Annotated in this window: 20 protein-coding genes and 1 tRNA gene; 5 read left to right on the plus strand and 16 right to left on the minus strand. The window is 71.0% G+C overall.

Annotated elements, in window-relative coordinates:
* Window positions 1-7: 7 nt before the first annotated feature.
* The 10 genes from ACSQ18_RS09045 to ACSQ18_RS09090 form a co-directional block, all read right to left on the minus strand.
* Window positions 8-80, minus strand: a tRNA-Leu gene (locus ACSQ18_RS09045).
* Between the two features lie 36 nt (window positions 81-116).
* On the minus strand, window positions 117-1,622 hold the full coding sequence (locus tag ACSQ18_RS09050) for an NAD(P)/FAD-dependent oxidoreductase (RefSeq protein WP_436038416.1): 1,506 nt from the start codon (window positions 1,620-1,622) through the stop codon (window positions 117-119).
* A gap of 80 nt (window positions 1,623-1,702) precedes the next feature.
* Window positions 1,703-3,106, minus strand: coding sequence for a S8 family peptidase (locus tag ACSQ18_RS09055; protein WP_436036872.1), 1,404 nt, complete (start codon window positions 3,104-3,106; stop codon window positions 1,703-1,705).
* Entirely contained in the window at window positions 3,103-3,573 is a 471-nt protein-coding gene (locus ACSQ18_RS09060; RefSeq protein ID WP_436038417.1) for a DUF501 domain-containing protein, read from the minus strand. The genes ACSQ18_RS09055 and ACSQ18_RS09060 overlap by 4 nt, the downstream gene beginning before the upstream one ends.
* Window positions 3,574-3,718: 145 nt before the next feature.
* Window positions 3,719-4,201, minus strand: coding sequence for an FtsB family cell division protein (locus tag ACSQ18_RS09065; RefSeq protein ID WP_436036874.1), 483 nt, complete (start codon window positions 4,199-4,201; stop codon window positions 3,719-3,721).
* Window positions 4,202-4,253: 52 nt separating this feature from the next.
* Window positions 4,254-5,534, minus strand: a complete 1,281-nt coding sequence (eno, locus tag ACSQ18_RS09070; protein ID WP_301040409.1) for a phosphopyruvate hydratase — start codon at window positions 5,532-5,534, stop codon at window positions 4,254-4,256.
* Window positions 5,535-5,663: 129 nt separating this feature from the next.
* The gene (locus ACSQ18_RS09075; protein WP_436036875.1) at window positions 5,664-6,353 is read right to left on the minus strand and encodes an O-methyltransferase; all 690 of its coding nucleotides are present in this window, start codon (window positions 6,351-6,353) and stop codon (window positions 5,664-5,666) included.
* Window positions 6,354-6,431: 78 nt separating this feature from the next.
* The gene (gene hisS, locus ACSQ18_RS09080) at window positions 6,432-7,703 is read right to left on the minus strand and encodes a histidine--tRNA ligase (RefSeq protein WP_436038418.1); all 1,272 of its coding nucleotides are present in this window, start codon (window positions 7,701-7,703) and stop codon (window positions 6,432-6,434) included.
* A 162-nt stretch (window positions 7,704-7,865) separates the two neighbouring features.
* A complete protein-coding gene (locus ACSQ18_RS09085; RefSeq protein WP_436036877.1) occupies window positions 7,866-8,546 on the minus strand; it encodes a MazG family protein in 681 nt (226 codons plus the stop codon).
* Window positions 8,510-9,661, minus strand: coding sequence for a Na+/H+ antiporter NhaA (locus ACSQ18_RS09090; protein WP_436036878.1), 1,152 nt, complete (start codon window positions 9,659-9,661; stop codon window positions 8,510-8,512). Before ACSQ18_RS09090 ends, ACSQ18_RS09085 begins: the two co-directional genes overlap by 37 nt.
* 108 nt (window positions 9,662-9,769) lie before the next feature.
* On the opposite strand from ACSQ18_RS09090, the gene ACSQ18_RS09095 reads away from it, so the two are divergent.
* Entirely contained in the window at window positions 9,770-12,454 is a 2,685-nt protein-coding gene (locus tag ACSQ18_RS09095) for a phosphoenolpyruvate carboxylase (RefSeq protein ID WP_436036880.1), read from the plus strand.
* A gap of 12 nt (window positions 12,455-12,466) precedes the next feature.
* Here the strand turns inward: ACSQ18_RS09095 and ACSQ18_RS09100 are convergent, their stop codons facing one another.
* Both ACSQ18_RS09100 and mfd read right to left on the minus strand, forming a co-directional pair.
* Window positions 12,467-13,066 (minus strand): gamma carbonic anhydrase family protein, encoded by a 600-nt coding sequence (locus tag ACSQ18_RS09100; protein ID WP_436036882.1) that lies wholly within the window; start codon window positions 13,064-13,066, stop codon window positions 12,467-12,469.
* Between the two features lie 31 nt (window positions 13,067-13,097).
* Complete coding sequence (gene mfd / locus ACSQ18_RS09105; RefSeq protein ID WP_436036884.1) at window positions 13,098-16,694, minus strand: transcription-repair coupling factor; 3,597 nt, start codon at window positions 16,692-16,694, stop codon at window positions 13,098-13,100.
* Between the two features lie 176 nt (window positions 16,695-16,870).
* On the opposite strand from mfd, the gene ACSQ18_RS09110 reads away from it, so the two are divergent.
* Complete coding sequence (locus tag ACSQ18_RS09110) at window positions 16,871-17,953, plus strand: alcohol dehydrogenase catalytic domain-containing protein (protein WP_436036886.1); 1,083 nt, start codon at window positions 16,871-16,873, stop codon at window positions 17,951-17,953.
* 13 nt (window positions 17,954-17,966) lie between these two features.
* Here the strand turns inward: ACSQ18_RS09110 and pth are convergent, their stop codons facing one another.
* Both pth and ACSQ18_RS09120 read right to left on the minus strand, forming a co-directional pair.
* A complete protein-coding gene (gene pth, locus ACSQ18_RS09115) occupies window positions 17,967-18,551 on the minus strand; it encodes an aminoacyl-tRNA hydrolase (RefSeq protein WP_436036888.1) in 585 nt (194 codons plus the stop codon).
* Between the two features lie 102 nt (window positions 18,552-18,653).
* Entirely contained in the window at window positions 18,654-19,283 is a 630-nt protein-coding gene (locus ACSQ18_RS09120; RefSeq protein WP_436036890.1) for a 50S ribosomal protein L25/general stress protein Ctc, read from the minus strand.
* A 240-nt stretch (window positions 19,284-19,523) separates the two neighbouring features.
* Between ACSQ18_RS09120 and ACSQ18_RS09125 the strand changes: the two genes are divergently transcribed.
* Window positions 19,524-19,646: a hypothetical protein gene (locus tag ACSQ18_RS09125; protein WP_436036892.1), complete on the plus strand. Its 123-nt coding sequence runs from the start codon at window positions 19,524-19,526 to the stop codon at window positions 19,644-19,646.
* On the opposite strand, the gene ACSQ18_RS09130 is transcribed toward ACSQ18_RS09125, so the two are convergent.
* A complete protein-coding gene (locus ACSQ18_RS09130; RefSeq protein ID WP_436036894.1) occupies window positions 19,631-20,158 on the minus strand; it encodes a gluconokinase in 528 nt (175 codons plus the stop codon). The two genes, ACSQ18_RS09125 and ACSQ18_RS09130, sit on opposite strands and share 16 nt — an antisense overlap.
* A gap of 105 nt (window positions 20,159-20,263) precedes the next feature.
* Here ACSQ18_RS09130 and gndA point away from each other — a divergent pair, with 105 nt between their 5' ends.
* Window positions 20,264-21,724, plus strand: coding sequence for an NADP-dependent phosphogluconate dehydrogenase (gndA, locus tag ACSQ18_RS09135; RefSeq protein WP_436036896.1), 1,461 nt, complete (start codon window positions 20,264-20,266; stop codon window positions 21,722-21,724).
* Between the two features lie 44 nt (window positions 21,725-21,768).
* The gene (locus ACSQ18_RS09140; RefSeq protein WP_436036898.1) at window positions 21,769-22,206 is read left to right on the plus strand and encodes a VanZ family protein; all 438 of its coding nucleotides are present in this window, start codon (window positions 21,769-21,771) and stop codon (window positions 22,204-22,206) included.
* Window positions 22,207-22,233: 27 nt separating this feature from the next.
* Here the strand turns inward: ACSQ18_RS09140 and ACSQ18_RS09145 are convergent, their stop codons facing one another.
* Window positions 22,234-22,959 carry an ABC transporter ATP-binding protein gene (locus ACSQ18_RS09145; RefSeq protein ID WP_436036900.1) on the minus strand — a complete coding sequence of 242 codons (726 nt, stop codon included), beginning with the start codon at window positions 22,957-22,959 and terminating at the stop codon, window positions 22,234-22,236.
* Between the last annotated feature and the right edge of the window lie 24 nt (window positions 22,960-22,983).

A 22,983-nucleotide genomic window follows, 5' to 3' on the forward strand; every position in this document is an offset into this window, starting at 1 on the left:
TCGGCGGTACCCCCGCTGGGACTCGAACCCAGACTGAAGCGATTTTAAGTCGCCTGCCTCTGCCATTGGGCTACGGGGGCTCGGGTGCATCACCCGAACCCACGATAGCCGGGGCGTCAGCCCGCGGCGGACTCGGTCGCCGTGGCCTTCTTGGCGGCGGGCTTCTTCGCGGCCGGCTTCTTCGCGGCCGGCTTCTTCTCGGCCACCGGCTTCTCGGCCACCGGCTTCTCGGCCACCGGCTTCTTCTCCGCGGCGATGCTCTTCGGGTCGATCGGGGCCGACGCCGGAGCCTCGGTCACCGCCGGACGCGGACGCGCCGCGAACTCCTCGAAGACGTACCGCGGGTTCTGCACCGCCTGCAGCGTCACGTTGTCGCGGTTGAGCCAGAAGTTGTGCCACCAGTCGCCGATGACGCGCCACTTGCGCTCCCACGAAGGCATCGCCATACCGTGGTAGCCGCGGTGCGCGACCCAGGCCACGAACCCCTTGAGGGCGATGTTGCCCGACTGGAAGACGCCGTTGTAGAGGCCGAGACCGGCCACCGCGCCCAGGTTGTGGTGGATGTACTCGCGGGGCACCTCGCCGCGGAGCACCGCGACCAGGTTCTTCGCGAGCAGCTTCGCCTGACGGACGGCGTGCTGCGCGTTGGGAACGCAGTAGCCGCCGACGCCCTTGCCCGTGAGGTCGGGGACGGCCGACACATCGCCCGCGGCCCAGGCACCGTCGATGATCTCGTCGGCGGTGCCGACGCGGAGATCGGGACGGGTCTGGATGCGGCCGCGCTCCTCCACGAGGAGGTCGCTGCCCCGCACGACCGTGGGGTTGGCCATGACCCCGGCGGTCCAGATGATGAGGTCGGTCGGAATGACCTCACCGGTCGACAGCTCGACGTTTCCGTCGACGGCACCGGTGAGCTGCGTGTCGAGGTGAACGTTCGCGCCGCGCTTGGCGAGATCCTTCAGCACCCACTCGCTCGTCTTGAGCGACACCTCGGGCATGATCCGACCCATCGCCTCGATGAGGTGGAAGTGCGTGTCCTCGAAGCGCAGCTGCGGGTAGTCCTTCAGGAGCGAGGATGCCAGGGCGCGCGTCTCGGCGAACACCTCGATGCCCGCGAAGCCGCCACCGACGACGACGACGGTGAGGAGGCGGTCGCGCTCCGGCCCCGGGGGCAGGTTCGCCGCGCGGTCGAAGTTGGTGAGGATGCGGTCGCGGATCGCGACGGCCTCCTCGATCGTCTTCAGGCCGATCGCGTTGTCGGCGATGCCCGGGATCGGGAACGTGCGAGAGACCGCGCCGGCGGTGACCACGATCTGGTCGTAGGTCTCCTGCCACGGCTCGCCCACGGCGGGGGTGATCGTCGCGGTGCGGTTGGCGTGGTCGATGCCCGTGACCTTGGCGGTGATGACGCGCGTCTTCTTGAGGTGACGGCGGTGGCCGACGATGACGTGGCGCGCCTCGATCTCGCCTGCGGCGACCTCGGGAAGGAACGGCTGGTAGGTCATGTAGGGCAGCGGGTCGACCATGGTGACCTCGGCCTCGCCCTTGCGCAGGTGCTTCTCGAGCTTCCACGCGGTGTAGAACCCGGCGTAGCCGCCGCCGACGATGAGGATCTTCGGCACACCACCACCCTCGGTCTCGGAGGGTGCGCTGGACGCAGGGCTGGTCGCAATGCTGGTCACAGGAAGGAATGCTCCTTGAATCAACGGCTCGGCACGCGAGGGGTGCGTGCAGATTTAACTCGCCGGGCAGCAGCAGTGACGCCGAGCCCCACCAGTATAGCGGCCAGTGTGGCCCCCACGAGCGGCACGGTGCCGTAACGGAGGGTGTCCGCACTGGGCAGCAGCGGCGACCCCGGCTTCGTCGCGGCATCCGGCGCCGGCAGCGGCGTGATCTCCGCCGGGGCGATCGTGGGCGTCGGCTGCGGGGTGGCCTCGGCGCGACGGTACAGGCGGATCCACTCCGCAAGACTCCCCATCGGGTTCTCCGATACGCGCGGCACGTCCTCGGTGACGGCCGCCGCGGCATCCATCAGTCCGTACCCGTAGAGCTCAGGCTGGGCTCGCGACGCCGGGGTGGACCGGGCGGTGGAGATCAGCCGGTTGATCACGTTGTCGGCATCCAACTCGGGGTGCGCCGCACGCACGAGCGCAGCCACGCCAGCGACGATGGGCGCTGCGCCGCTCGTGCCGTTCCAAATCATGAGCTGCCCGTCGGCGGAGACGCCGAGGAGCTGCTCGCTGGGCGCCATGATCCCGATCGCGATGCCCTGCGTCGATGCCTCCACGCTCGCTGTGCCGCTGCGGTCGACGCCGCCGACCGTGAGCACGCCGGGGATCGTCGCGGGTGCGCCGACCTCGTCGGTGCCGCTCCCCTTGTTGCCCGCGGCGACGACGACGACGACGTCGTGCTCGAACGCGTAGAGGAACGCGCTGTCCCAGCTGGCATCCCACTCGAGGGTGTTGGTCGTGAAGGAGAGGTTGATGACGTCCGCGCCGTTGTCGACGGCCCACCTCATCGCGTCAGCGACCTGATCGACGAACGGCACGGCCGCCGACGCACCGAAACCGACCGAGATCGAGAGGAGGGATGCCTCGGGGGCCACCCCCAGCATGCCCTTGCCGTCGCCGGTCCCCCGGGAAGCAGCGAGGGAGCCCACCCAGCTGCCGTGGTTCGAATCGACCGCACCGACGGGACTGCGTCCGTCGGGCGTGCCGGTGCCCGAGAAGTCCGCTCCGCCGACGACCGCGCCCTCGAACTCGACCGGGCCCTTGCCGATACCCGTGTCGATCACGGCGATCGTCACACCCTTGCCGCGCGTCGTCTTCCAGGCCTCGCGGATGCCGTAGTCGTCGAGCCAGTACTCGGCATCCTGCGCGGGGTCGGGCTCGTCTTCCGCGGCGGGGACGTCCTCCGGCGCGCGCGGGGCAGACGTCGCACGTAGCGGAGCGGACGCCGAGTGTTCGAGGACGGCGGCTCCGGCCGTTGCGGGCGAACCGAGCATGATCAGCCCGATCGCGACGACGACGGCAGCCGTGCGCGTCGCGTGCGTCCGCCGAGGCGACGCGCTGCCCGCCGTCGGTTCGCTCGTCGGGCTCGCGCTCATGCCGCCGTCCCCGGCACCGCGCACGTGCACACCGCCGGCGACCAGTCCCCTCGCTCGAGGGCGAGATCACCGATGGGGTTGACCCCCGGCCCGGCCGCGAGGGCGTGCGCCGCGAGGGCGTGCAGACACTTCACGCGGGTCGGCATCCCGCCCGCCGAGATGCCTTCGATCTCGGCGACGTCGCCATAGACCGAACGGTCGGCGAGGTACGCCGCGTGGGCGGCGGCGTACGCGGATGCCACGTCTTCGTCGTCGGCGAGGATCTCGGAGAGCTCGCGCATCACCTGCGTGGCCTCGAGGGCGCTCATCGCCGCCGTCGCGCCGGGGTGCGTGAGGTAGTAGAAGGTCGGGAACGGTGTGCCGTCGGGCAACCGCGGCTCGGTCGCCACGACGGTGGGATTGCCGCAGACGCAGCGCGCCGCGATACCGAGGACACCGCGCATGGGACGGCCGAGCTGCTCGCGCATCGTGGCGAGGTCGGCGTCGGTTGCGGGAGTCAGCGGCACCCGACCAGGCTACCGGCAGTCGGCTGGGCGACCCCTGACGCACCCGCGGAAGGCGTCGGCGCGGGCCGGCGAGAAGAGCCGGGCGCCGAAGACGTCCGGCGGTGGCTCAATCGCCGGACGTCGCCGTCTGCGCGAGTCCCGCGCCGGTGACCGACCGGAGCAGCTGCGACATCCAGTCGTTGCGGGTCTCCTGGACCTCGTCGCTGACCGCAGCCTGCTCGGGCGGGATGGCGCTGTCCGGAAGATCGTCGTCGACGAGGTACACCACCTCGCCCGGACGCACGTAGTACAGCCGCTCCCGGGCCTGCGACGTGATGTAGGCGGGGTCGGCCCACCGCTCCCGCTCCGCCTCGAGCGCCACGACCTCTTCCTTCGTGACCTGCACCGAGCGCTCCAGCGCGGCGATCTGATTGCGCTGATCGAGGTAGGTGCCGACGCTCGGCACGAGCACGAAGGCCGCGAGCACGACGAGACCCAGCATGATCCCCGTGAACGCAGACAGGCGCACACCGCCGACCCAATCGCGCACGTCGACACGACGCGAAGAGGGAGCCGGCGCAGTGCTGCGTCCGGCTCCCTCTGTCGTCATGCGTTCAGCCTACGTCGCGCGTGCGCGGACGACGGCAGGCACTCCGTCGCGATCAGCCCTTGAAGCGCGGGAAGGCGCCGCGACCGGCGAAGACCGCGGCGTCGCCGAGCTCCTCCTCGATGCGCAGGAGCTGGTTGTACTTCGCGACGCGCTCGCTGCGCGCCGGTGCGCCGGTCTTGATCTGACCCGCGTTGACCGCCACCGCGAGGTCGGCGATCGTGGTGTCCTCGGTCTCACCCGAACGGTGCGACAGCATCGAGCGGTAGCCGTTCTGCGTCGCCACGGCGATCGCGTCGAGCGTCTCCGACAGCGTGCCGATCTGGTTCACCTTGACCAGCAGCGCGTTGCCGACGCCGAGGTCGATGCCCTTCTGCAGACGGGTGGGGTTGGTGACGAAGAGATCGTCGCCGACGAGCTGCACCTTCGAGCCGAGCGCGTCGGTGAGGTTCTTCCACGCGTCCCAGTCGTCCTCGGCGAGCGCGTCCTCGATCGTGACGATCGGGTAGTTCGCGACGAGGTCGGCGAAGTACTCGGTGAGCTGGTCGGCCGACCAGGCCTTGCCCTCGACGGTGTACACGCCGTTGTCGAAGAACTCGGTCGCGGCCACGTCGAGGCCGACGGCGATGTCCGTGCCCGGGGTGAACCCGGCCTTCTCGATCGCCTTCATGAGGAAGTCGAGACCCTCGCGGTTGGACGGGAGGTCGGGGGCGAAACCGCCCTCGTCGCCGAGACCCGTCGCGAACCCGGCGGCCTTCAGCTCGCCCTTGAGGACGTGGTACACCTCGGTGCCCCAGCGCAGCGACTCCGCGTAGGTGTCCGCTCCGATCGGGGCGAGGAAGTACTCCTGGAAGTCGATGCCGTTGTCGGCGTGCTCGCCGCCGTTGATGACGTTGAAGAGCGGCACGGGCAGAACGTGCGCGTTCGGGCCGCCGATGTAGCGGAAGAGGGGAAGGTCGGCGCTGTCGGCGGCCGCCTTCGCGACGGCGAGGGACACGCCGAGGATCGCGTTCGCGCCCGTGCGCGACTTGTTCTCGGTGCCGTCGGTCTCGATGAGGATCTCGTCGACGATGCGCTGCTCGCTGGCCTCGACACCCTCGATGGCGGGGCCGAGCTCGTCGATGACGGCGGCGACGGCCTTGAGCACGCCCTTGCCGCTGTACCGGCTCTTGTCGCCGTCGCGCAGTTCGTACGCCTCGAAGGCGCCGGTGGATGCGCCGGAGGGGACGGCGGCGCGCTGGACGATCCCGTCGTCGAGCAGCACCTCCACCTCGACGGTCGGGTTGCCACGCGAATCCAGGATCTCGCGTGCGCCTACAGCCTCGATCAGTGCCACAGGGGACTCCTTGTTTGTGGAAGATGGATCTCGGAGCGTCGTCGGTCCGCTCCCGAGTCTAGTGACGCCGAGACCCCCGCCATACGGGGGGCACCGGATCAAAGCGTGCCGAGCGCCTGCGGGGCCGGGTCATCGCTCCCCCGGACGCACGACCACCGCGAGCGCGACGCCGTCCCACCCCTTGGCATCCAGGGTCTGGAGCGCCGTCGCGTCGAACCGGGGATCGTCGCCGAGCATCGCGAGCCCGCGCTGCGTGCCGATCACCTGCGACGACGTCGTTCCCCGATCGGCCACCTCGCCGCCGCGTCCGACGTTGTCGACGACCACCACCGTGCCCTCGCGTCCGAGACGAGCGGCCCAGTCGAGGTACAGCGTGTTGGACTCCTTGTCGGCGTCGATGAAGACCAGATCGAACGGCTTCTCGCCGGTGAGCGCGGGAAGCACGTCCTCACCGCGACCCACGCGGATGTCGACCTTCTCCCCCACCCCGGCGCGGTCGATGTTGGCCCGCGCGACCGCGGCGTTGGCGGGCTCCGCCTCGATCGTCACCACCCGGCCGCCGTCGGGGATGCCGCGAGCCAGCCAGATCGTGGAGTACCCCCCGAGCGTGCCGACCTCGAGCACGCGCCGTGCCCCGCTGATGCGCGCCAGCAGGTGCAGGAGCTTCCCGTTGACGGGCGCCACCTCGATCGCCGGGAGCCCAGCCGCTCCCTGATCGGCGACGGCAGCGTCGAGAGCCGCGTCGTGGCCCACGAGGGTCTCGGTGAAGTAGCGGTCGACGGCGCGCCAGGCCTCGGGCGTGGGATCACGGTGGGTCATCCCCCCAGCGTTCCGAGGCGCGCGGCATCCGTCAAGGACCGACCGTTCGGTGGGTCCACGCGGCGGCCGCGGCGCCGCCTACGACAGCGGCTTGAGCTCCAGGGCGTCGCGCGCCTGACCGGCGGCCACCGTCGCGAACGCGGTGTACCCGTCGGCCGCCGAGCGCTCCAGGAGCGCCTTGAGGTTCTTGGTGCGCTGCTCGAGGCGCACGCGCGACCCCTCCGCCAGCAGGTCCGCCTTCAGGGCGAGGAGCTCGACGACCGGCACATCGCGATCGTGAACGAGGACGACGGCGGATGCCGCGGCATCCGTCGGCAGGTCCACGAGCTCGACCAAGCGCTCGAAGCCGAACGAGAAGCCGACCGCGGGAACCTCCTGGCCGAGGAAGCGCCCGATCATGCCGTCGTAGCGCCCTCCGCCGCCGAGCGAGTAGTCGACCGACGGGTGCGCGAGCTCGAAGATGGTGCCCGTGTAGTAGCCCATGCCGCGGACGAGGAACGGGTCGTAGCGCAAGGGGACATCGGCGGCGTCCTTCTCGTCTGAGTGACGGGCTGCCGCCACGGCGGCGCCGATGCCAACGAGGTGGGCGACGACCTCGTCGGGCGCCCCCTCGGGCAGCTCGGCGCGCACGTGCGCCTCGCCGAACGGCAGGTGCTGCAGCGTGCGGGGGCGCCGCAGGAACGCCGCGAACGCATCGACGGCGGAGTCGGCGGCGCCACGTGAACGAAGCTCCTCAGCAACCCCCTCGGGACCGATCTTGTCGAGCTTGTCGATCGTGATGAGAACGCCGGGACGCTCCTCCGCCGTGAAACCGAAGGAATCGAGCATCCAGTCCAGCAGGCGCCGGTCGTTGATTCGCAGCCACCCGCCCTCGAGCCCGAGCGCATCGAGGGTGTCGAGGCTCGCGGTCACGAGCTCGGCCTCCGCGCGCGCCGACGCGTCGCCGATGATGTCGATGTCGCACTGGACGAACTGCCGGTAGCGGCCCTTCTGCGGGCGCTCCGCGCGCCACACGGGGGCGATCTGGATGGCTCGGAAGACCGTCGGCAGCTCCGCGCGGTGGCTCGCGTAGAAGCGCGCGAGCGGAACCGTCAGGTCGTACCGCAGCCCCAGATCGGACAGCGCTGCGGGGTCGTCGGCGGCGGCGCGGATGCCGTCGGCATCCAGTCCTCGCTTGAGCACGGTGAACGCGAGCTTCTCGTTATCGCCGCCGATGCCGGCGTGGAGCCGCGCATACTCCTCGACGACGGGCGTCTCGATCTCGTCGAAGCCGTGGGCGCGGTAGCGCTCGCGGATGACGGCGAGCACACGCTCGCGACGAGCCTTGTCGGCGGGAAGGAAGTCGCGCATGCCGCGCGGCGGGTTCACGGATGCCACCCGACCATTGTTCCAGGTCCGATGCCGGGTTCCGGATCGTCGGCGCCGGGAACGCGCGGGGCGAACTCCTTCGAAACGGAAGCGGACGGCGCCGGAAGCGGCGTTCTCGGGCCGGGAACGTCGATATCGAAGGAGTTACCGACCGGGAGCATCGGCCTCGGCGGCGCGCACCGCCGACTCGAGCTCCCGCAGGCGCCGCCGCAGAGCCCGTTCGGCGTCCCATCCCTGCGCGCGCGCCTGGGCGACGAGCCCGAGCAGGGCATCGCCGAGCTCCTCCTCCGACGCCGGCGGGCCCACCGGCGCCGCCGGCGGCTCGATCACCGCGGCGGACCGGCCCAGCAGCTTCTGGGCGAGGGCGAGCGACGGCATGTGCGAAGACACGCCGTCGAGCACGCTCGTGCGCGTGCGCTTCTCGGCCGCCTTGGCCGCGTTCCAGTGCACGAGCACCTCTTCGGGCGTGGTGGCCACGGCATCCCCGAAGACGTGCGGATGCCGTCGCACCATCTTCTCGGTGAGACCGCGGGCGACATCGTCGATGTCGAACGGCTCCTCCTCGGCCTGAGAGGCCACGGCCGCGTGGAACAGCACCTGCCACAGCAGGTCGCCGAGCTCCTCGCGGAGGTCGGCCCTCGAGCCGGCCTCCACCGCGTCGATCAGCTCGGCCGACTCCTCGACGAGGTACGGCACGAGGTCGTCGTGCGTGATCCGCGCGCTCCACACGCAGCGCTCCCGCACCGCGCGCATCGTCTCGGCCGCTTCACGCAGCGGATCGGCAGGGCTCAGACGGTCGTGATCGAAAGTCGACGATGATGCCATGCCCGCCACGATACGAGGATCGCGGCGAGGACGAGCGACACGAGCGACCCGGCGAGCACGCCGAGGGTCGCCTGATCGCGCACCGCGGCGTCGCCCGCGAACGAGAGTTCGGAGAGCAGGAGCGACACCGTGAAGCCGATGCCGCCGAGGGCTCCGGCGGCGAGGAGGTCGCCGAACGCGAGTCGGGGCGCCCCTGGCACGTGCGCGACGCGCTGGGCCATCGCACCCGCGAGAGCGATGCCGACGATCTTCCCGACCGGCAGCGCGAGCAGCACGGCCCAGAAGGCGGGCGAGAGCTGCGTCGGCGAGACCGCCGGGATGGCGACGAGAGCGGCGGACAGCGCGAACACGGGCAGCACGATCGCGTTCACCCAGGGCTCGATCGCGTGCCGCGCGCGCAGCGCGGGCTGCTGCGCCATCACGAGGCCGAGGGCCACGCCCGCGATGGTCGCGTGCACACCGGACGTGAGCACGAGCCACCACACGAGGATCGCGACGACCACGAGGGCGACGATGAGGAGGGGCCGGGTCGAGGTGTCGAGGACCCGGCTGAGGAGGCGGAAGACCACGAGCCCCACGGCGGCGAGCACGAGGCGCAGCAGATCCACGTCGGAGGTGAACAGCACCGCGATGAAGACGATGCCGACGATGTCGTCGAGGATCGCGAGAGCGAGGAGGAAGACGCGCAGTCCGGCCGGGAGCCCCTTGCCGAACACCGCCAGCACGCCGAGCGCGAACGCGATGTCGGTGGCCGTGGGGATCGGCCAGCCACGCGCCGCCTCGGTGCCGCCCGCCACGAGCAGATAGACCCCGATGGGGACGAGCACACCGCCGGCGGCGGCGATCGCCGGCTGGAGGGCGGTGCGCGGGGAGTTCAGCCGGCCGCTCGTGAGTTCGTACTGCAGTTCGACAGCCGCGACGAAGAAGAAGATCGCGAGCAGCCCGTCGGAGATCCAGTGACCGACGGAGAGTTCGACGACACCGGGAATCGTGAGGTACGTGCCCTTCACCGCTTGCGCGGCATCCCCCCACGGAGAATTCGCGAGCACGAGACCGACCACAGCGGCCACGAGCAGCAGGAGGGCGGGGAACCGGGCGGAACGCAGCAGGCGCATAGAGCTTCCTTCGGGGTCGACGGTCAGAAGCCGACCAGACTTCCCGGCACACCTTCTCCCAGCGTAACGCGTGACGAGCACGAAACGTGGTGCCGTTACCGTGGATGCATGCGTGAACTCACCCGGACCGAAGCGATCGACCTCGTCGGACGTGGCGAGGCCGAACAGGAACTCCCCGAGCGGATGCGCGCCGACGTCCGCCTGCTCGGCGGACTCCTCGGCCAGGTGCTGCGCGAGAGCGGTTCGCCGGGCCTCTTCGAAGACGTCGAGCGGTTGCGCCTCGCGACCATCGCCGCCTACACCGACGACTCCCCCGAGGCGTTCGAGCGCGCCGCCGCCATCGCCGAGTCGTTCTCCGTCGAGCGCGCCGACGAGGTCGCGCGCGCCTTCACGGTCTACTTCCACCTCGTGAACCTCGCCGAGGAGCACCAGCGGGTGCGGGTGCTGAAGGAGCGCGACGGGCGTCCCGAAAAGGAGGAGGTCACCGATTCGGTCGCCGCCGCCTTCGTGCGCCTCGCCGCCGAAGTGGGCGACGACACGGCGCTCGAGCGCCTCCAGAACATGCGCTTCCACCCCGTCTTCACGGCTCACCCGACCGAAGCCCGACGCCGCGCCGTGTCGTCGAGCATCCGGCGCCTGGCCGCGCTGCTGGGCGAGCACGACGACGCACTCCGCGGTGGTGCCGACGAACGTCGCGCCGAGCGCCGGATGATCGAAGAGGTCGACACGCTCTGGCGCACCGCACCGCTGCGCGCGGAGAAGCCCACCCCCGTCGACGAGGTGCGCGCCATCATGGCCGTCTTCGACGAGACCCTCTACACCGCCGTGCCGCACGTGTACCGCCGCGTCGACGATGCGCTGCAGGGACCGGGAGCCGGCAGCCGCGCGCCTGTCGTGCGCCCCTTCGTGCGCTTGGGTACCTGGGTCGGCGGCGACCGCGACGGCAACCCGTTCGTCACGGCATCCGTCACCAAGAAGGCGGCCGCCATCGCCGCCGAGCACATCCTCCTCGGACTCGAGCGCACGGCCGAGCGCATCGCCCGCAGTCTCACCCTCGCCGCCGACACCACGCCGCCGAGCCCGGCACTTCAGGCACTCCTCCAGCGTCTGGCCGCCGCCGACGAGGAGGGCGCGACGGATGCCGTCAAGCGCGCGACCGGCGAACCGCACAAGCGGGCGATGCTGCTCATCACGCGGCGCCTCGTCGCGACGCGCCGCCGCGATGCCGACCTCGCCTACCGGGACCCCGAGCACCTGCTGGCCGATCTGCGCACCGTCCAGGACTCCCTCGTCGCGGCCCACGCCGCCCGCCAGGCCTATGGCCACCTGCAGCAGCTCATCTGGCAGGTCGAGACGTTCGGATTCCACCTGGCCGAACTGGAGGTGCGGCAGCACTCCGCCGTGCACGCGAAGGTGCTCGCCGAGTGCGAGGCAGCGGGCCAAAGCGGCGAGTCCGGCGGGGCGCTGAGCACGCAGGCCGAAGAGGTGCTCGAAGTGTTCCGCACGATCGCGCACGTGCAGGAGCGCTACGGTCCGCGCGCGGCGGGACGGTACATCGTCTCGTTCACGCAGTCCACCGCCGATCTCGCCGCGGTGCACCGCCTCGCGCGGTACGCCGTCGGCCCGTCGGGCACCCCACCGGTGCTCGACGTCATCCCACTGTTCGAGACGTTCGCCGACCTTCAGGCCGCACCGGGGATCATGGCGGAAGTCGTCCAGCAGCCCGAGTTCGCGGCACGACTGGAGGCCACCGGCCGACGCCTGGAAGTCATGCTCGGCTACTCCGACTCGTCGAAGGACGTCGGCCCCGTCGCCGCCAACCTCGCCCTCTACGAAGCGCAGGCGGAGATCGCCGCGTGGGCGCAGGAGGTCGGCATCCGTCTCACGCTGTTCCACGGTCGTGGCGGCGCCCTCGGCCGCGGCGGCGGTCCCGCCAACTCCGCCATCCTCGCCCAGCCGCCGCACTCGGTGGACGGTCGCTTCAAGCTCACGGAGCAGGGCGAGGTCATCTTCGCCCGCTACGGCGACGCGGCGATCGCCATGCGCCACATCGATCAGGTCGCCGCCGCCGTGCTGCTGGCCTCGGCCCCGTCGATCGAGCGACGCAACAGCGACGCCGCGGAACGCTTCGCGGGCGTCGCGGCGACGATGGACACCGCGTCGCGCGAGCGCTTCTTCTCCCTCGTGAAGGCGCCCGGCTTCGCCCCGTGGTTCGCGACGGTCACCCCCATGGAGGAGATCGGACTGCTCGCGCTCGGGTCACGTCCCGCCCGCCGCGGGCTGTCGGTGGAGTCTCTGGAAGACCTCCGCGCGATCCCGTGGGTGTTCGCATGGTCGCAGGCGCGCATCAACCTCGCCGGCTGGTTCGGGCTGGGGACGGCACTGGATGCCGTCGGCGACGTCGACCTGCTCCGGCAGGCCTACGAGGAGTGGCCGCTGCTGCGCACCGTGATCGACAACGTCGGCATGAGCCTGGCGAAGGCGGACACCCGGATCGCCCGCCGCTATCTCGACCTCGGCGACCGGGACGACCTCGCCGAACTGGTCATGACCGAGATGGAGCTCACCCGTTCGTGGGTGGTCCGCATCACGGGCGGCGACGAGCTGCTGTCGAACCGTCCCGTGTTGCAGCGCGCGGTGAAGATGCGCGACCCCTACGTCGATGCGCTCTCACTCCTGCAGCTGCGCGCCCTTCGGGTGCTGCGCTCGGAGGAGACCTCGGCGCCGGAGTGGCAGCGACTGCTCCTGCTCTCGGTGTCCGGCGTCGCGGCCGGCCTGCAGAACACGGGCTGAGCGACCGGCGCGTCAGTCCACGCGTCGATCGTCGGCGTGGCGGGCCAGCGACGACCCGTACCGCTCGGTGAGCTGCACCATGAGGTCGGGCGTCGCGCGGTCGAGCCCGAACACGTAGCCCGGGAAGTCGAGGTCGTGCTGCAGCGCCCAGATCTCGTCGTGACGATCGGGGGCCAGCACTTGCGCCGGAGCGCCGACGGCGACCCAGCCGATCGGGACGACGGTTTCGGGCGGAAGCACCGTCCGCAGGTGCACGACGGCGTTGATGCGCACTTCGCTTTGGGTGCCGATCCGCGCGCCGTTGAAGATGCGCACGCCGGTGGCGAGGAACACCTCGTCGTCGATCGTCGCGCCGGAGATGCTCGCCATCGGACCCACGAGCACGTGCGATCCGATGTGGACGGGATGGGCCGCGGCCCCGCGGATGAGCGCGTTCTCCATCACGATGACGTGCTCGCCGAGGGTGACCGCCCCGCCGTCGGCCGTGATCACCGCGCCGTGGAGCACCTGGCATCCGGCGCCGATCGTCACGTCGCCCGACACGACCGCCGTCTCGGCGACGACGGCGTCGGGGTGGATGCGGGGCTGCGCCCCGAGGTGCTCGAATCGCATGCCGTCAGCGTATCCCCACGGCCCGTCCGGGTCAGGCGTCGACCGGAGCAGCCTTCTCGGGGAGCGGGAACAGCTGATCGAGCAGCTGACGGGTCCACGCCAGGAGGTCGGCGTCGGCGACCGGCTCCCCACCCGCCGTGGGCAGCGGCACGATCATCGCCTCGCCGCCGGAGAGGACCTTCGACTTCGGGTAGAGCCGCTGCAGTCGCACCCGCAGCGAGTCGGGGAGTCGGGCGGGCGCGACGCGCAGGTTCGGTCCCATGGCGACGACGTCGGTGAGGCCCGACTGCGCCGCGCGTCGGCGGAGCCTCGCCACGGCGAAGAGCCCTTCGACGTCGGCCGGGGGCGTGCCGTAGCGGTCGTGGAGCTCCTCGGCCACGAGGTCGATGGCATCGTCGGACGCCGTGACGGATGCCGCGGCCGACAGCTTCTGGTACGCCTCCAGTCGCAGCCGCTCACTGTCGATGTACGTCTCGGGGATGCGCGCGTCGACGGGCAGCTCGAGCCGCAGTTCGGCGGGCCCTTCCGTCTCTTCACCGCGGAAGGTCGCAACGGCTTCACCGATCATGCGGAGGTAGAGATCGAACCCGACGCCGGCGATGTGGCCGGCCTGTTCCGCGCCGAGCAGGTTGCCGGCGCCGCGGAGCTCGAGGTCTTTGAGGGCGACCTGCATCCCCGATCCGAGGTCGTTGTTGACCGCGATCGTCTCCAGCCGGTCGGCGGCAGTCTCGCTCAGCGGCTTCATCTCGTCGTACAGGAAGTAGGCGTACGCGCGCTCGCGCCCGCGCCCGACGCGACCGCGCAGCTGGTGCAGCTGGCTCAGGCCGTACTTGTCGGCACGATCGATGATGATCGTGTTCGCATTGGAGATGTCGAGGCCGGTCTCGATGATCGTCGTCGAGACGAGCACGTCGAACCGTCGCTCCCAGAAGCCGTCGACGACTTCTTCGAGGGCGTGCTCCCCCATCTGACCGTGCGCGACGGCGATGCGCGCCTCGGGGACGAGCTCGGCCAGTTGAGCCGCGACGCGCTGGATCGACTGCACGCGGTTGTGGACGTAGAACACCTGGCCCTCGCGCAGGAGCTCGCGTCGGATGGCGGCCGCGACCTGCTTGTCGCCGCGCGGACCGACGTACGTGAGGATGGGATGCCGGTCTTCCGGCGGCGTCTGCAGCGTCGACATCTCGCGGATGCCGGTGACCGCCATCTCGAGTGTGCGCGGGATCGGGGTCGCGCTCATCGCGAGGATGTCGACGTTGGTCTTGAGCTTCTTGAGCTGGTCCTTGTGCTCGACGCCGAAGCGCTGCTCCTCGTCGATGATCATGAGGCCGAGGTCTTTGAAGATCACCTTCTCGGTGAGGATGCGATGGGTGCCGATCACCATGTCGACGGTGCCGTCGAGGAGGCCCGCGATCGTGTCGCGAGCCTGCTTGTCGGTCTGGAACCGCGACAGGGGCCGCACCTTCACGGGGAAGCCGGCGAAACGCTCGGTGAACGTCTCGAGGTGCTGCTTGACGAGGAGCGTCGTCGGAACGAGCATCGCGACCTGCTTGCCGTCCTGGATGGCCTTGAAGGCCGCACGCACGGCGACCTCGGTCTTCCCGAAGCCCACGTCGCCGCTGAGGAGCCTGTCCATCGGGATCGGCCGCTCCATGTCGGCCTTGATCTCCTCGACGGTCTGCAACTGGTCGAGGGTCTCGGCGAACGGGAACGCCTCTTCGAGCTCACGCTGCCACGGCGTGTCGGGGCCGAAGGCGTACCCCTTCGACGCCATCCGGGCGGAGTACAGCTTGACGAGTTCGACGGCGATGTCGCGCACCGCCTTGCGCGCCTTGCCCTTGGCTGCGGCCCAGTCGCTTCCGCCCATCTTCGACAGCGTCGGCGCCTCGCCGCCGACGTAGCGGGACAGCTGGTCGAGCTGATCGGTGGGGACGAAGAGCTTGTCGCCGGGGTAGCCGCGCTTGGAGGGCGCGTACTCCAGCACGAGGTACTCCCGCTGGGTCTTCACGGCGTTCCGCCCGCCCGTGGACACCTCGCGCTGCACGAGCTCGACGAAGCGTCCGATGCCGTGCGTGGCATGCACGACGACGTCGCCCGGCTTGAGCTGCAGGGGATCGACGACGTTGCGGCGGCGTGAGGCGAGCTTCTTCACGACGCGGGAGTCCGAGCCGATGGTGCGACCGTAGAACTCGGACTCGGTGAGGACGGCGAGCTTCGCCGCCTCGTCCTCGAATCCGGCCTCCAGGGTCGCGACGACCGCGACGGCGACACCCGGTTCGGGTGCGTCGTCGAGCCCGTCGGCGGTGCGCGCGGCGAGGCCCCGTTCGGCGAGGACGTCGCGCGCCCGGTCGACGAGACCCGCCCCGCCGGCGGCGACGACGACGCGCCAGCCGCCTGCGAGGAGGTCGGCGACGTGCCCCGTCGCACCGTCGACGTTGCCGTGGAACGAGGGAACCGGCGAGGCCTCGACCCGCACGACGCCCGCCGCCTCCACGAGGTCGGACACGTCGGCGTCGGCGGCGTGGAACCCGGGGTCGAACGCACTCAGGGTCCACCACACGCCGTCACGATCGGCGGTCGCCTCGTGCAGCTGCGGAAGGGTCAGGAAGTCGCCGGCGCCCAGGTCGACGGGCGTGTCGGCGCCCGCCGTCGCCGCGCTCCACGCGGCTTCGAGGAACTCCTGGTTGGTCTCGCCCAGCGTCATGGCGCGCGTGACGGCGCGCTCGGGGTCGAGCAGCGCGGTGGCGGTGCCGCGGGGCAGGTAGTCCACGAGCGGCACGACGCCGTCTGCCACCACCGGAAGGAGCGACTCCATCCCCTCGACGGGGATGCCTTCGCTCATCTTCTCGAGCATGCCCCGCAGGCCCGGGAACCGGTCGCGGAGCGCGGCGGCGCGCTCCCGCACGTCGGGGGTCAGCAGCAGCTCGCGGCTGGGGATCAGGGTGACCCCGCGCACCTCGCCCGGCAGGGAGCGCTGGTCGGCGACGGAGAAGGCGCGGATCTGATCCACCTCGTCGCCGAAGAACTCGACGCGCACCGGGTGGTCGGCCGCCGGCGGGAAGACGTCGAGGATGCCGCCGCGCACCGCGAACTCGCCGCGACGCGACACCATGTCGACCCGGTGATAGGCCAGCTCGACGAGTCGTTGCACAACGGCATCCAGATCGTGTCCGCGCTCCCCCGCGACGAGCTCGACGCTCCCCGCATCGGTCAGGCCTGCCGCAATCGGCTGCAGCGCGGCACGCACCGATGCGACGACCACGAGCGGAGCCGAGCCGTCCCACGCGGCGGCGCGGCGCAGCACCTCGAGGCGCCGACCCACCGTCTCCGGGCTCGGACTGAGCCGCTCGTGCGGCAGCGTCTCCCACGCGGGGAACTGCACGACGACCGCGTCGGGGATGAGGCATTCGAGCGCGGCGCCCACGCTCTCGGCTCGACGACCCGTCGGGGCCACCACGAGCAGCGACTCCGGCGACCCGTGCGCGCGGCGCGCATCGAGGAGCCCGGCAAGGAGGGGGGCGTCGAGTCCCGTGACGACCGAGAAGTCGGTGTCGCGGCGACTGCCGCGGAGGGCCGCAGCGAAGGGTTCGGACGGTGCGAGGGCGCGAACGATCCCGGCGACTGTCATCCGTCCAGTCTACGGCCGGGGCGGTCGGTGCAGTCGTCCCCGGGGCGACACCCGGCATCCGCTCGGCGTTCACCGCGCGGTCACGCACGCTGTTTACCGTGGCGGTCTGCGCGGCGCGGCGGCCTGCACGTCGCATCCCCTCCCACCGAGAGCCCGCACCCATGAGCCGTCGAACCATGACCGAGACCGCAGCGGGTGTCCGCGTGGCCCTGGCCCCGGCCGCGGAGGCGTGGGCGTTCGTCGGCGCCGACCTGCCCGTGCAGTGCATCGCGGTCACGGAGGTCACCCTGCGCGAAGGCGAGCTTCTCGTCGAGGTGGAACTCACGACCGTGAGCGAGAGCGACCTCCGCACGTCGTTCGGGCATCGGGCTCAGCTGCCCCACGTCCTCGGCCACGAACAGGTCGGGCGCATCGTCGCGCAGGGCCCCGGCGCTCACGCGATGACCTACGACGGACTCCCTCTCACGGTGGGCGACCGCATCGTCTGGGGGGCCACGGTCGACTGCGGGGAATGCGCGCTCTGCCTGGAAGGGCTGCCGCAGAAGTGCGAGCGCGCCCAGCGGTACGGCCACGAACGCGTCCGGCGCGGGTGGGAGCTCTCCGGCGGTCTCGCGACGCACGTCCACCTGCTCGCCCGCACGACGATCCTCCGCGCGCGCGACTGGATCCCGGCGGCCGTCCTCGCCCCCGCGTCAGGTGCGACGGCGACCGCGGCAGCGGTGATCGACGCCGCTGAAGGCATCCGTCCGCTCGCCGTCGAGACCGTCCTCGTGTCGGGGTGCGGCGTGCTCGGCCTCACCGCGATCGCGATGGCGAGCGAGCGCGGGGCGCGCGTCGTGGCGGTCGACGCCGACCCGGGTCGCCGCGACCTCGCGCGCACCTTCGGCGCCACCGCCGCCCACCCGCCCGGGCGCGCGCCGAGCGGGTTCCGCGTCGGGCTGGAGCTGTCGGGCGAAACGGACGCGGTGGGCAGCATCGTCGCCTCTGCCGGCACGGGCGGCGTCGTCATCGTGACGGGTGGCGCAGCCGATGCCGCGCCGGTGCCGGTCTCGGCCGAGTCGCTCGCGGAACGCCTCGTGACGATCCGCGGTGTCGACGGCTATCGGCCCGAACACCTCGTGGATGCCGTGCGCTTCCTCGAACGCGCCGACCACGACCTGCTCGCGGGACTCGTCGGCCCGACGCTGGCGTTCGCCGATGCGCCGCGCGCGCTCGACGCGCCCGCTGCGGGGGCGACGCGCATCGCCGTCCGCCCCTGACGCCGCCGGCCCGCTAGCCGCGCGGTGCGTGCCAGCGCTGCTGCGCGGCGAGGAGACCTTCGCCGACGAGCAGCTCGACGGCATCCGCAGCGTCTCCGATGAGGCTCGGCAGGGTCGTTCGCTCGGCGGCCGAGAACGGGTCGAGCACCCAGTCGGCCGGGTCTTGACGGCCCGGCGGACGGCCGATGCCGACGCGCACGCGCGGGAAGTCGGGGGTGTTCAACGCCTTCGCGACGTCGCGGACGCCGTTGTGGCCGCCGTGACCGCCTCCGGTCTTCAGCTTGACGGTGTCGAAGGGGATGTCGAGCTCGTCGTGCACGATCACGACGCGCTCGGCCGGCACGTCGTAGAAGCGGGCGAGGGACGACACCGGGCCACCCGACACGTTCATGAACGAGTTCGGCGTCGCCAGCACGAGCTTCGGCCCACCCGGTCGCAGCCAGGCCTCCGCGACGCGCGCATTCGCCTTGTGGGCGCGCAGGCTCTCCGACCGCCGCGCGGCGAGCTCGGCGATCACCATCTGACCGACGTTGTGCCGCGTCGCCTCGTAGCGCGGCCCGGGGTTGCCGAGGCCGACCACCAGCCAGGTCTCTGCCATGGGTGTCCCTTCCGACGACGATGCCCGCCACCACCAGTATCGGCGGCGACGGGCGTCGCGTTGAGTGTTCACAGACCGGCGACGTGCGCGCGGTCGCGAGTCTTACTCGGACTCTTCGGTCGCCTCGGCCTGCTCCTCGGCGACAGCCTCGTCAGCGGCCTCGATCTCGTCGACCTCGGCGATGGTCGCCGCCGGCACGGAGATCGCGACGATGAGCACGTCGCCCTCGGTGACCAGCGACGCGCCCTTGGGGAGCGTGAGGTCGGCGGCCGTGATGTGCGTGCCCTCCTCGAGACCCTCGACGTCGACGACGACGTGCTGCGGGATGTGGGTGGCCTCGACCTCGAGCGACACGGTGGTGCTGTCGAGGTTGACGATCGTGCCGGGGAACGGCTCGCCCTCGACGAGAACGGGGACGTCGACCTGGATCTTCTCGCCCTTCTTCACGACGAGGAGGTCGATGTGCTCGATGATCTGGTGCACCGGGTCCTTCTGGACGTCCTTGACCAGTGCGAGCTGCTCCTTGCCGTCGATCTGCAGCTCGAGCAGCGCGTTGGCGCGGCGGACGAGCAGCGAGACCTGGTGGCCCGGGAGCGCGACGTGCACGGGCGTGGTGCCGTGACCGTAGAGCACGGCGGGGATCTTGCCCGCAGCGCGCAGACGGCGGGCGAAGCCCTTGCCGAAGTTCTCGCGCGCCTCGGCGATGACCTTGGAGTCGATTTCGGTCGACATGATGATTCTCCTTGCGAAGAGCCCGGAGGGGCTCGGGTGTGGGGTCTGTGGATTCGACTCGAACGCCGGCGCGTGAGGAAAGCCACGGACCACCGGCGGAAGCCGCCAGGCAGAATCTCGGAGCCGTATCACCGCGTCGATCACGGATGCCGGGAGCATCCCTCGCCGAAGTACGTGCCCGAGTCTACCAGCGCCACCGGTAGCATGGTGACGCGCCCTTTCCCCGAACGAGGAGGACCCATGGACTACGGCTGGATGTCGCACGCACTCCTGTGGCTGATCGGTCTCATGTCGGTGGGCGCGACCCTCGGCGCCGTCGGAGCGCTGTGGTCGCTCGGGCGCGCCGGCTACCGCAGGGACTGAGCGTCCCGCACTCCCGCGATCCGCGCGACCACGGACTCCAGATGGGCGTCGTTGGCGACGCGGATGCCGGCCTCGTCGGTCGCGAGCGGCTCGAGCGTCGCGAGCTGTGAATCCAGCAGCGACGCGGGCATGAAGTGGTCGCGACGCGACATCCGCTCGCGCAGTTCGGTCTGCGGCACGACGAGTTCGACGAACCAGGCGTCGGCGCAGGATGCGCGGATGCGGTCGCGGTACCCGCGACGCAGCGCCGAGCACGCCACGACGACGGGTGCCTGGTGCACGAGGGCATGGGCGACGGCATCGAGCCAGGGCGCACGGTCCTCGTCCGTCAGAGGCGTGCCCGCGGCCATCTTCGCGACATTGGCGCGCGGGTGCAGGTCGTCGCCGTCGATGAAGTGCGAGCGCAGCCGGGCGGCCAGCGCCGCCCCCACGAGCGACTTGCCCGATCCGCTCGGGCCCATCACCACGATCCTGCTCACGGCCGCTCCGTCCTGCGCCGCCGGCGGCGGCATCCGTTTCGACCCTATGGCGGTCGTCGTCACGCGGCGACGCCACGCGCCGCATCGGACTACGCTGGGAGGTGAAATCCCCTCCCCCGTTTCTCCGAGGAGTCCCCTGTGTCAGAAGCCGTGCAGCCCGCAGCCAACATCGGAGTCGTGGGACTCGCCGTCATGGGGTCGAACCTCGCCCGCAACCTCGCCTCCCGCGAGGGCAACACCGTGGCGGTGTTCAACCGCAGTCGATCCAAGACCGACGAGCTGATCGCCGCGCACCCCGAAGCGGAGTTCGTCCCGGCCTTCTCGTATGAGGAATTCGCGGCGTCGCTGCAGAAGCCGCGCACCGCGATCATCATGGTGAAGGCCGGCGGCCCCACCGACGCGGTGATCGACTCGCTCATGTCCGTCTTCGAGCCGGGCGACATCATCATCGACGGCGGCAACTCGCTGTTCACCGACACGATCCGTCGCGAGAAGGCCGTCGGAGAAGCCGGCTTCAACTTCGTCGGCATGGGAGTCTCGGGCGGTGAGGAAGGTGCCCTCCTCGGCCCCTCGCTCATGCCCGGCGGACCCGACGCGGCCTGGGTCACCCTCGGCCCGATCCTGAAGTCGATCGCCGCCGTCGCCGAGGGTGAGCCGTGCGTCACGCACGTCGGTCACGACGGCGCCGGCCACTTCGTGAAGATGGTCCACAACGGCATCGAGTACGCCGACATGCAGCTGATCGCCGAGGCGTACGACCTCATCCGTCGCGGCACGGGCAAGTCGCCCGCCGAGATCGCCGACATCTTCGCCGAGTGGAACCGCGGCGAGCTGGAGTCGTACCTCATCGAGATCACCGCCGAGGTGCTCCGCCAGACGGATGCCGCGACCGGCCTCCCGCTCGTCGATGTCATCGTCGACGAGGCGGGCGCGAAGGGCACCGGCGCGTGGACCGTGCAGACCGCGCTCGACCTCGGCGTCCCGGTCTCGGGCATCGCGGAGGCGACCTTCGCCCGCTCGCTCTCGAGCCACCGCGAGCAGCGCGACGTATCCGGCGCACTTCCCGGTCCGTCCTCCGACGACTTCACCGTCGCCGACGTGGATGCCTTCATCGAGCAGGTGCGCCTGGCGCTCTACGCCTCCAAGATCGTCGCCTACTCGCAGGGCTTCGACGAGATCCGTGCGGGCGCGGCCCAGTACGGCTGGAACATCGACCTCGGCGCCGTCTCGAAGATCTGGCGTGGCGGGTGCATCATCCGCGCGCAGTTCCTGAACCGCATCGCCGACGCCTACGACGCCGCGCCCGAGCTCCCCGTGCTCCTCACGGCGCCCTACTTCGTCGAGGCGCTCGGACGCGCCCAGGACGCGTGGCGCGAGATCGTCCAGATCTCCGCGGGTGCCGGCATCCCCGCCCCCGCTTTCTCGTCGTCGCTCGCCTACTACGACGGCCTGCGTGCGGAGCGTCTGCCCGCCGCCCTCATCCAGGGTCAGCGCGACTTCTTCGGCGCCCACACCTACCGTCGCACCGACAAGGCCGGCACGTTCCACACGCTGTGGTCGGGCGATCGCAGCGAGGTCGAGGCCGAGGACACGCACTGAGCTCCGACGTCGCGCCGGCGTCGCGAGAGTCGGCCGCGCTGCGCGTGCACCGCACGGCGGCACGCGTCGTGCTGGCCGTCCTTTCGGGCGTGTACCTCTGGGCGGTCGCGTGGATGACGTTGCGTGTGCGACCCTACGGCTCCGACATCTCCTACGCCCTCGATCGCCTTCTGGCGTGGTTCGCGGAGCGCCCGTCGACCGCCTGGATCACGTTCGACCGGGTGGAGTTCGCCGCGAACGTGGCGATGTTCGTGCCGCTCGGCGTGTTCGCGGTGCTGTGGTTCGGCGTGCGCGGCTGGTGGACCGCCCCGCTGCTGGGCCTCCTCGCCAGCGGCGTGATCGAAGCCGCACAGGCACTGTTCCTCGACTCGCGGGTCGCCGACGTCCGCGACCTCGCCGCGAACACGCTCGGCGCGATCGTCGGGATGCTGCTCATGCTGCTGCTGGCTTTCCTGCTGGCGCCGTCGCGCCCCCGGCGCTGATCACCGGGGGCGCGTCCTCCCGCGGCGTCAGCGGGTGATGTCGCGGATCGTGCCCTTGTCCAGTCGCAGGCGACGGCGCGCGCGGTGGGCCACCGCCGAGTCGTGTGTCACGACGATGAGCGTGAGTCCCTCGGCATTCAGCTCTTCGAGCACCGCGAGGATGTCATCGCGCATCGACTCGTCGAGGTTGCCGGTCGGCTCGTCGGCCAGGAGCACGCGCGGGCGCTTCGCGATCGCGCGGGCGATCGCGACGCGCTGCTGCTGACCTCCCGACAGCTCGCCCGGGCGGTGATCGGCGCGCTCGGCGAGTCCCACCCGCTCCAGCGCATCGGTCACGCGCACGTCGCGTTCGGCGCGAGGGAGCCCGAGCGGTTCCAGGCCCATGTCGACGTTCTCCGCTGCCGTGAGGGTCGGAATGAGGTTGAACGCCTGGAACACGAATCCGATCTCCCGCGCCCGCACCCGCTCGAGATCGGCGGACGACCCCTGCGCGAGGTCGGTGTCGCCGATCATCAGATGACCCTCGGTGGGCTTGTCGAGCGCGCCCAGCAGCTGTAGCAGGGTCGACTTCCCCCCTCCCGTCGGTCCCTGGATCGTCACGAAGTCACCCGCGTCGATCTCGACGTCGACGCCCTTGAGCGCCTGCACCACGCGCCCCTTCTGCGTGTACGTCTTGGTGATCCCGGTGAGCCGGTAGGCGGGAACGGTCTCGGCCGGAACGGCATCCGGGGTGTTCTGCTCCACGATGGTCATGTCTGTCTCTCCTTGGGTGAGTGA

This window comes from Microbacterium sp. LjRoot45 (assembly GCF_964253325.1).
In the GTDB taxonomy this organism is placed as follows: Bacteria; Actinomycetota; Actinomycetes; order Actinomycetales; family Microbacteriaceae; genus Microbacterium.

Excerpts from the sequence above, each read along its gene's own strand:
- ACSQ18_RS09055 (WP_436036872.1), bottom strand. The coding sequence starts at position 3,106 with ATGAGCGCGAGCCCGACGAGCGAACCGACGGCGGGCAGCGCGTCGCCT.
- ACSQ18_RS09060 (WP_436038417.1), bottom strand. The coding sequence starts at position 3,573 with ATGCGCGAGCAGCTCGGCCGTCCCATGCGCGGTGTCCTCGGTATCGCG.
- ACSQ18_RS09065 (WP_436036874.1), bottom strand. The coding sequence starts at position 4,201 with ATGACGACAGAGGGAGCCGGACGCAGCACTGCGCCGGCTCCCTCTTCG.
- ACSQ18_RS09075 (WP_436036875.1), bottom strand. The coding sequence starts at position 6,353 with ATGACCCACCGTGATCCCACGCCCGAGGCCTGGCGCGCCGTCGACCGC.
- hisS (WP_436038418.1), bottom strand. The coding sequence starts at position 7,703 with ATGCGCGACTTCCTTCCCGCCGACAAGGCTCGTCGCGAGCGTGTGCTC.
- ACSQ18_RS09085 (WP_436036877.1), bottom strand. The coding sequence starts at position 8,546 with ATGGCATCATCGTCGACTTTCGATCACGACCGTCTGAGCCCTGCCGAT.
- ACSQ18_RS09090 (WP_436036878.1), bottom strand. The coding sequence starts at position 9,661 with ATGCGCCTGCTGCGTTCCGCCCGGTTCCCCGCCCTCCTGCTGCTCGTG.
- ACSQ18_RS09095 (WP_436036880.1), top strand. The coding sequence starts at position 9,770 with ATGCGTGAACTCACCCGGACCGAAGCGATCGACCTCGTCGGACGTGGC.
- ACSQ18_RS09100 (WP_436036882.1), bottom strand. The coding sequence starts at position 13,066 with ATGCGATTCGAGCACCTCGGGGCGCAGCCCCGCATCCACCCCGACGCC.
- mfd (WP_436036884.1), bottom strand. The coding sequence starts at position 16,694 with ATGACAGTCGCCGGGATCGTTCGCGCCCTCGCACCGTCCGAACCCTTC.
- ACSQ18_RS09110 (WP_436036886.1), top strand. The coding sequence starts at position 16,871 with ATGACCGAGACCGCAGCGGGTGTCCGCGTGGCCCTGGCCCCGGCCGCG.
- pth (WP_436036888.1), bottom strand. The coding sequence starts at position 18,551 with ATGGCAGAGACCTGGCTGGTGGTCGGCCTCGGCAACCCCGGGCCGCGC.
- ACSQ18_RS09120 (WP_436036890.1), bottom strand. The coding sequence starts at position 19,283 with ATGTCGACCGAAATCGACTCCAAGGTCATCGCCGAGGCGCGCGAGAAC.
- ACSQ18_RS09125 (WP_436036892.1), top strand. The coding sequence starts at position 19,524 with ATGGACTACGGCTGGATGTCGCACGCACTCCTGTGGCTGATCGGTCTC.
- ACSQ18_RS09130 (WP_436036894.1), bottom strand. The coding sequence starts at position 20,158 with ATGCCGCCGCCGGCGGCGCAGGACGGAGCGGCCGTGAGCAGGATCGTG.
- ACSQ18_RS09145 (WP_436036900.1), bottom strand. The coding sequence starts at position 22,959 with ATGACCATCGTGGAGCAGAACACCCCGGATGCCGTTCCGGCCGAGACC.